This is a genomic window from Pseudomonas sp. NPDC096917 (assembly GCF_044762555.1).
Taxonomy (GTDB): domain Bacteria; phylum Pseudomonadota; class Gammaproteobacteria; order Pseudomonadales; family Pseudomonadaceae; genus Aquipseudomonas.
On record NZ_JBIWEO010000039.1, the window covers coordinates 1 to 5951 of the forward strand.

General features: G+C 51.6%; 8 protein-coding genes and 4 tRNA genes. All 12 read right to left on the reverse strand.

What is annotated here, in order from left to right; genetic code table 11:
- Positions 1-434, reverse strand: a 434-nt coding sequence (gene rplJ, locus ACIQYF_RS23450) for a 50S ribosomal protein L10 (protein WP_402866621.1), incomplete at its 3' end; no start/stop codon positions are given.
- 195 nt (positions 435-629) lie between these two features.
- A complete protein-coding gene (rplA, locus tag ACIQYF_RS23455; RefSeq protein WP_016779167.1) occupies positions 630-1325 on the reverse strand; it encodes a 50S ribosomal protein L1 in 696 nt (231 codons plus the stop codon).
- Positions 1325-1756 (reverse strand): 50S ribosomal protein L11, encoded by a 432-nt coding sequence (gene rplK, locus ACIQYF_RS23460; RefSeq protein WP_008008888.1) that lies wholly within the window; start codon positions 1754-1756, stop codon positions 1325-1327. The genes rplA and rplK overlap by 1 nt, the downstream gene beginning before the upstream one ends.
- Before the next feature lie 119 nt (positions 1757-1875).
- Positions 1876-2409, reverse strand: coding sequence for a transcription termination/antitermination protein NusG (nusG, locus tag ACIQYF_RS23465; RefSeq protein ID WP_026014126.1), 534 nt, complete (start codon positions 2407-2409; stop codon positions 1876-1878).
- Between the two features lie 9 nt (positions 2410-2418).
- Positions 2419-2787, reverse strand: a complete 369-nt coding sequence (gene secE, locus ACIQYF_RS23470) for a preprotein translocase subunit SecE (protein WP_402866626.1) — start codon at positions 2785-2787, stop codon at positions 2419-2421.
- 45 nt (positions 2788-2832) lie between these two features.
- Positions 2833-2908, reverse strand: a tRNA-Trp gene (locus tag ACIQYF_RS23475).
- A gap of 243 nt (positions 2909-3151) precedes the next feature.
- Positions 3152-3227 (reverse strand) — tRNA-Thr (locus ACIQYF_RS23480).
- Positions 3228-3252: 25 nt separating this feature from the next.
- Positions 3253-3326 (reverse strand) — tRNA-Gly (locus tag ACIQYF_RS23485).
- A gap of 24 nt (positions 3327-3350) precedes the next feature.
- Positions 3351-3435: transfer RNA gene (locus ACIQYF_RS23490), tRNA-Tyr, on the reverse strand.
- Between the two features lie 110 nt (positions 3436-3545).
- Positions 3546-4025, reverse strand: a complete 480-nt coding sequence (locus tag ACIQYF_RS23495; RefSeq protein ID WP_402866629.1) for a hypothetical protein — start codon at positions 4023-4025, stop codon at positions 3546-3548.
- Between the two features lie 7 nt (positions 4026-4032).
- Positions 4033-4776, reverse strand: coding sequence for a pantothenate kinase (locus ACIQYF_RS23500; RefSeq protein ID WP_402866632.1), 744 nt, complete (start codon positions 4774-4776; stop codon positions 4033-4035).
- Positions 4766-5713: a bifunctional biotin--[acetyl-CoA-carboxylase] ligase/biotin operon repressor BirA gene (birA, locus tag ACIQYF_RS23505; protein WP_402866635.1), complete on the reverse strand. Its 948-nt coding sequence runs from the start codon at positions 5711-5713 to the stop codon at positions 4766-4768. The genes ACIQYF_RS23500 and birA overlap by 11 nt, the downstream gene beginning before the upstream one ends.
- Between the last annotated feature and the right edge of the window lie 238 nt (positions 5714-5951).

Consider the following 5951-nt stretch of genomic DNA (forward strand, 5'->3'; position numbering starts at 1 on the left):
CCTTGAATCACGCTCATCAGCTGCGAAATAGCTTCGTCGCGGGTCGGCAGTGTTGCCAGTACGTCGATTTGGTTAGCTGCGAGGAACTTGCCCTCGAACGCAGCTGCCTTAATCTCGAACTTATCCTGACCTTTAGCGAACTCTTTGAACAAACGGGCAGCAGCGCCTGGATGTTCGTTGGAGAATGCGATCAAGGTCGGGCCAGTGAACACGTCGTTGAGGACACTGTATTCAGTGTCAGCAACAGCGCGCTTGAGCAGGGTGTTACGTACTACACGTACGTTATCGCCAGCTTCACGAGCCTCTTTAGGGTGTCCGGTCATAGCGCCTACTGTCACACCGCGGGCATCAGCCACAACAGCAGACAGAGCAACTTTGGCAGCCTCGTTGACTTCAGCGACGATGGCCTTCTTGTCTTCGAGTTTAATTGCCACGGGTTTAACTCCTGCTTGTTACCGTTTCATCCAACCGAGGCCGGATGTCGTTTTGGTGTCTGATTCGGTAAGGAACCGGGAGCACCATCTGCGTAGGCTTGAGGTTTAAGGCTTGCGCCGCCTACGGTCTTGGATAGCCCCCGCCAGGCAGGGACCCCAATCTTTCATTGGCGCAGCACGCTGCGCCAATTTGTCTTACGCGTCCAAAGAACCTTGGTCGATAACCAAGCCTGGGCCCATAGTGGTGCTCAGGGTAACGCGCTTGACATAAATACCTTTCGAAGAAGCTGGCTTGATACGCTTCAGATCAGCGATCAGGGCTTCAACGTTTTCCTTCAGTTGAACGGCGTCGAAGCCGATCTTGCCAACGGAAGTGTGGATGATACCGTTTTTGTCAGTGCGATAACGAACCTGACCAGCCTTCGCGTTCTTAACTGCGGTAGCTACGTCTGGAGTTACAGTACCAACCTTAGGGTTAGGCATCAGACCACGTGGACCGAGGATCTGGCCCAACTGACCTACAACACGCATTGCGTCCGGGGAGGCAATAACTACGTCATAGTTCAGGTCGCCGCCTTTCATTTCGGCAGCCAGGTCGTCCATACCAACGCGATCTGCGCCGGCAGCCAAAGCAGCTTCAGCAGCTGGACCCTGGGTGAACACAGCTACACGTACAGTCTTACCAGTGCCGTGTGGCAGCACAGTTGCGCTACGAACAACCTGGTCAGATTTACGTGGGTCTACGCCCAAGTTAACGGCGATGTCAAAAGACTCGCTGAATTTAACGGTCGACAGCTCAGCCAGCAGAGCAGCAGCGTCTACAAAGTTGTAAGACTTGCCAGCTTCAATTTTACCGGCGATTGCCTTTTGACGCTTAGTCAGCTTAGCCATTACACACCCTCCACGTTAAGGCCCATGCTACGAGCAGAACCGGCGATGGTACGCACGGCTGCTTCCATATCAGCTGCAGTCAGATCCGCGTTTTTGGTTTTCGCGATTTCTTCCAGCTGAGCACGGGTAACTGTGCCAACCTTAACGGTGTTTGGACGAGCGGAACCGCTAGTCAGACCAGCTGCCTTCTTCAGCAGAACCGAAGCAGGGGTCGACTTGGTTTCGAACGTGAAGCTACGGTCGCTGTAAACAGTGATGATCACTGGAGTCGGCAGGCCTGGCTCAATACCTTGAGTACGGGCATTGAAAGCTTTGCAGAATTCCATGATGTTCACACCATGTTGACCCAGAGCTGGACCAACAGGTGGGCTTGGGTTGGCCTGAGCGGCCTTCACTTGCAGCTTGATGTAAGCGGTAATCTTCTTGGCCATGAGGCACTCCAATTACGGGTTCAGACGCCTAAATTAAAGGCTCCCCGGTTACTTGCGTGTTTATCCCAGTGACGACAAAACCCCACAGCCGAAGCCATGGGGTTGGGATGCGTGCTCAGCTAGACCTTTTCGACCTGGCTAAACTCTAGCTCTACCGGAGTAGAGCGTCCGAAAATAAGCACAGCCACTTGGATGCGACTTTTTTCGTAGTTAACTTCTTCGACCGTGCCATTGAAATCAGCAAACGGGCCGTCAGTGACGCGTACAACTTCGCCCGGCTCGAACAACGTCTTCGGCTTAGGCTTGTCGCTACCGTCAGCAACGCGACGCAGAATTGCTTCTGCCTCTTTATCTGTAATGGGGGCTGGCTTGTCAGCAGTACCACCAATGAAGCCCATGACGCGAGGTGTGTCCTTGACCAAGTGCCAAGTACCTTCGCTCATGTCCATTTGGACCAGCACATAGCCAGGGAAGAACTTACGCTCGCTTTTGCGCTTCTGGCCATTACGCATTTCAACCACTTCTTCAGTGGGAACCAGAATTTCGCCGAAGCCATCTTCCATGCCTGCCAGCTTAATACGCTCAATCAAAGAGCGCATAACATGCTTTTCGTAACCCGAATAAGCATGCACTACGTACCAACGCTTAGCCACGGGACACCCTTAGCCAACAATCAAGGAAACAAGCCAGCCGAGCAGGGAATCCAAACCCCACAACAGCAACGCCATAACAAGAACAACAGCCACCACGATCAACGTGGTCTGCGTAGTTTCTTGGCGAGTTGGCCATACGACTTTACGAATCTCAGTACGAGCTTCCTTTACCAGGACAGCGAACGACTTGCCCTTTGCTGTCTGCAAGCCAACAAAGGCAGCGACAGCAGCAATCACAAGAAGCGCAATGACCCGATACAGGATCGGCGAACCAGAATAATACTGATTCCCAACAACGCCTACCACCACCAAAGCAACTACTACTAGCCACTTAAGGAGATCTAAGCGAGAGCCTTGAACTTCAGCCTTGGGAGTCATCAAAGAGGATCCTGTGAAAAGAAAGCCAGACGCAATGAGCGAATCTGGCAGGTCAGGAGGGAATCGAACCCCCAACCTACGGTTTTGGAGACCGTCGCTCTGCCAATTGAGCTACTGACCTAAAACATTATCGAGCCGCCGATTATGCAGACCCGAGAGAGACTTTTCAACAACCAATGCAATTACTTTTGCCATCAAGCCAAAACAACCTAACGACATACAGGCAGCAGAATGCAGGCTACCCACAAAAGCAATCAAAAACCGGAGCAGTAACGCCAACCATCAGCACTACCAGCAAACACTCCAGACAAGCCATACAGCCTGTTAAAACAAAGGCAGATATTTTCATATCTGCCTTGTCATATGGAGCTCTTGAGCGGATTTGAACCGCTGACCTCACCCTTACCAAGGGTGTGCTCTACCAACTGAGCTACAAGAGCAAAACTCTTTTGAAATCAGCACGAATGGAGCGGGTGGCGGGAATCGAACCCGCATCATCAGCTTGGAAGGCTGAGGTTCTACCACTAAACTACACCCGCAAATCATGCTGATTTACGCAAATATGGTGGAGGGGGAAGGATTCGAACCTTCGAAGTCGTAGACGTCAGATTTACAGTCTGATCCCTTTGGCCGCTCGGGAACCCCTCCTGAGCTGAGCGGGATTCTACATCATCCCAACTCTTTGTCAACCACTATTCTCAATAAAATCATTAAGTTAGCTAGTTAACTCGCACCATGTTGAAAGCCGTATTTGGCGTTCACTGTGGAGCGGGCGCCATTCTATGCAAACTATCGGGTAGCTGCAAGCCCTGGCACTGCTTTTTTTCATATTTCAACCCACTGAATTCATTAAGAAGGATTTGCAAAACACTTTCGGCGGTTTGAGCTCCGTCGAGCGGCGATATAACGAAGGCAAACTCCTCCGAACCCGAATACCCTAAAGTCTCTAGCTCAGCCCCGAGACCAGCATCCGCCAAGTTTTGCCGAATCCTGCTCCGCACATCAGCATTTCCTACCCCGCTCAAATAAAAACAGACATTGGTCTCGCGCCCCTCCTCTCTCTTGGGCTGAACCAAGGACATGTCCGGGTGCGTCTCGCTAAGCAGCTTGATGTCCTGCTTGCTACCCTTATAAAGAGATAGAGATACAACCTCCTTTGCCTTCAGAGGAGCCTCTTGCTGATGCCATACAAAGTAGAAGACATTCAATACAACCAGCAGCAGGAACAGCCAACGCATAGAAACCTCAGGATAAGGGACAAGCAGCAGCCAAACCTACGAATACAAGATCTTTCACAAGGCGCGCACCCGGCACGACGCTCACCACCAAATCAGCATCCCCTCCAGTGAGGAAGACAACAAAATCCTCCCCCCAATACTCATGAGCCAATTGCAACTGCGATAACGTAAACCCGCGCAACATCATGAGACATCCACGCTCCACAGCCTCAACAGTCGTGCGCCCAGGTGTTTCGCGCTGCAGCGCCTGCTCTGCCGACAAGTTGTCGTATCTGATTCGTCGAGTATGCGTACTCAACTGGGTGCGCATCAATGGAAGGCCAGGACAAATAAATCCACCCAAGTGCAGCCCATCCCGGGCTACGAAATCAGCCGTAACAGCCGTCCCCAAATCAAGCACGAGGCATGGCCCTTTAGATAGCTCATATGCCCCAACCAAAGCCAGCCAGCGATCGAGACCAAGACGCTCGAAGTCCTCATAGCCGTTTGTGACACCTGCCAGCGCTCTAGCAGGCTCAGCACACGATACCTCTATCGCAAAAGTAGAGACTAAGGCGGCAATAAGACTCGCTGTTTCCTCATCACTGCGCACGCTTACCAGACGACAGCGCACAATACGCAGTATAGGGTTTGCCAAGATCGCGGCTATCAGACCCGAATCAGAGTCAACAACCCCACCCTCAATCACCGCCCCCCTATCAATTACTCGCCACTTGATAAAACTGTTACCGCAGTCCATTTCAAGAATCATGGCGCAACCTCAAACTTAGCTCGCCACCACTGAACGTTTTTTCCTGCCCAGCCACATTCAGACGCAATGCGCCTTGCTGATCAATACCGATCACGATCCCGTCCACTTGGTGCGTGCCAGCCATCAAGGAAACTTCGCGGCTTTGCCATAAATGGTTAAGCTCCCACTCAGCCTGAATAGCCGCAAAACCTGAAACTTCATGACGCCTCAGATACATTTCCAAGCTCCTGCCAAGAGCAACAATAAGAGCGTTGCGATTGATAGCGCAACCCATCTCCAAACGCACGGATGTCCAAGCCTGATCAACATCACTCGCTACTGTCATATTGACGTTGATACCGATACCAATGACGACATGACACACATCAGCAGGGTCGCCCACTAACTCCAGCAGAATGCCGGCGATTTTTTTATTCCCCACCAAAATGTCATTTGGCCACTTCAAACCCGCCTCAAAGTCGCCAAACTCTCGAATTGCACCCAGTACCGCTAAACCAACAACCAGGCTAAGCCCCTCCAACTGGCGCATCCCACCATCCATGCGAAGAACCAGGCTGTAATAGATGTTTTCAGCAAAGGGGCTTACCCACTTTCTTCCTCTTCGTCCTCGCCCTGCACTTTGCTGCTCAGCCAGGATTATAAAAGGCGCAGGAAGCCCGCTGGCGACTTCGCGCAGTGCTTGTGCATTGGTCGAATCTAGGGATTCATGAATAAATACAGGAAAGCAGCTATCGGCAAGCTGGCCCTGCTCAAGAAGCTCAAGCGGCGAAGCTAATTGATAGCCACGACCACGAACTTTATGGATCGACAGGTTCAAGTCTGCCTCCAGGCGCTGCAACCGCTTCCATACAGCATTGCGACTAATACCGAGTGCTGCACCCAGTGCTTGCCCAGAATGAAAACGGCCATCTTTAAGGAGTTTTAACAACGTCAGCATGCAGGTTCCGCCTCACAATCAGGCACGCATAATAACGATGACCCAGGCTATTGCATAGAAAGCCTGCAAGGCGGGCGCCGAACGATCTAAAAGCAGCTTATTTTCTTGAATGAACACCGACAAACAGACATAGCAGATTTGATTTTTTCGAGCACAAAAACAAAATCCCTGTCTGCGTGAGCAGACAGGGATTTTGGAATTTAATCTTGACGATGACCTACTCTCACATGGGGAAACC

Excerpts from the sequence above, each read along its gene's own strand:
- rplK (WP_008008888.1), bottom strand. The coding sequence starts at position 1,756 with ATGGCCAAGAAGATTACCGCTTACATCAAGCTGCAAGTGAAGGCCGCT.
- secE (WP_402866626.1), bottom strand. The coding sequence starts at position 2,787 with ATGACTCCCAAGGCTGAAGTTCAAGGCTCTCGCTTAGATCTCCTTAAG.
- ACIQYF_RS23495 (WP_402866629.1), bottom strand. The coding sequence starts at position 4,025 with ATGCGTTGGCTGTTCCTGCTGCTGGTTGTATTGAATGTCTTCTACTTT.
- rplA (WP_016779167.1), bottom strand. The coding sequence starts at position 1,325 with ATGGCTAAGCTGACTAAGCGTCAAAAGGCAATCGCCGGTAAAATTGAA.
- birA (WP_402866635.1), bottom strand. The coding sequence starts at position 5,713 with ATGCTGACGTTGTTAAAACTCCTTAAAGATGGCCGTTTTCATTCTGGG.
- ACIQYF_RS23500 (WP_402866632.1), bottom strand. The coding sequence starts at position 4,776 with ATGATTCTTGAAATGGACTGCGGTAACAGTTTTATCAAGTGGCGAGTA.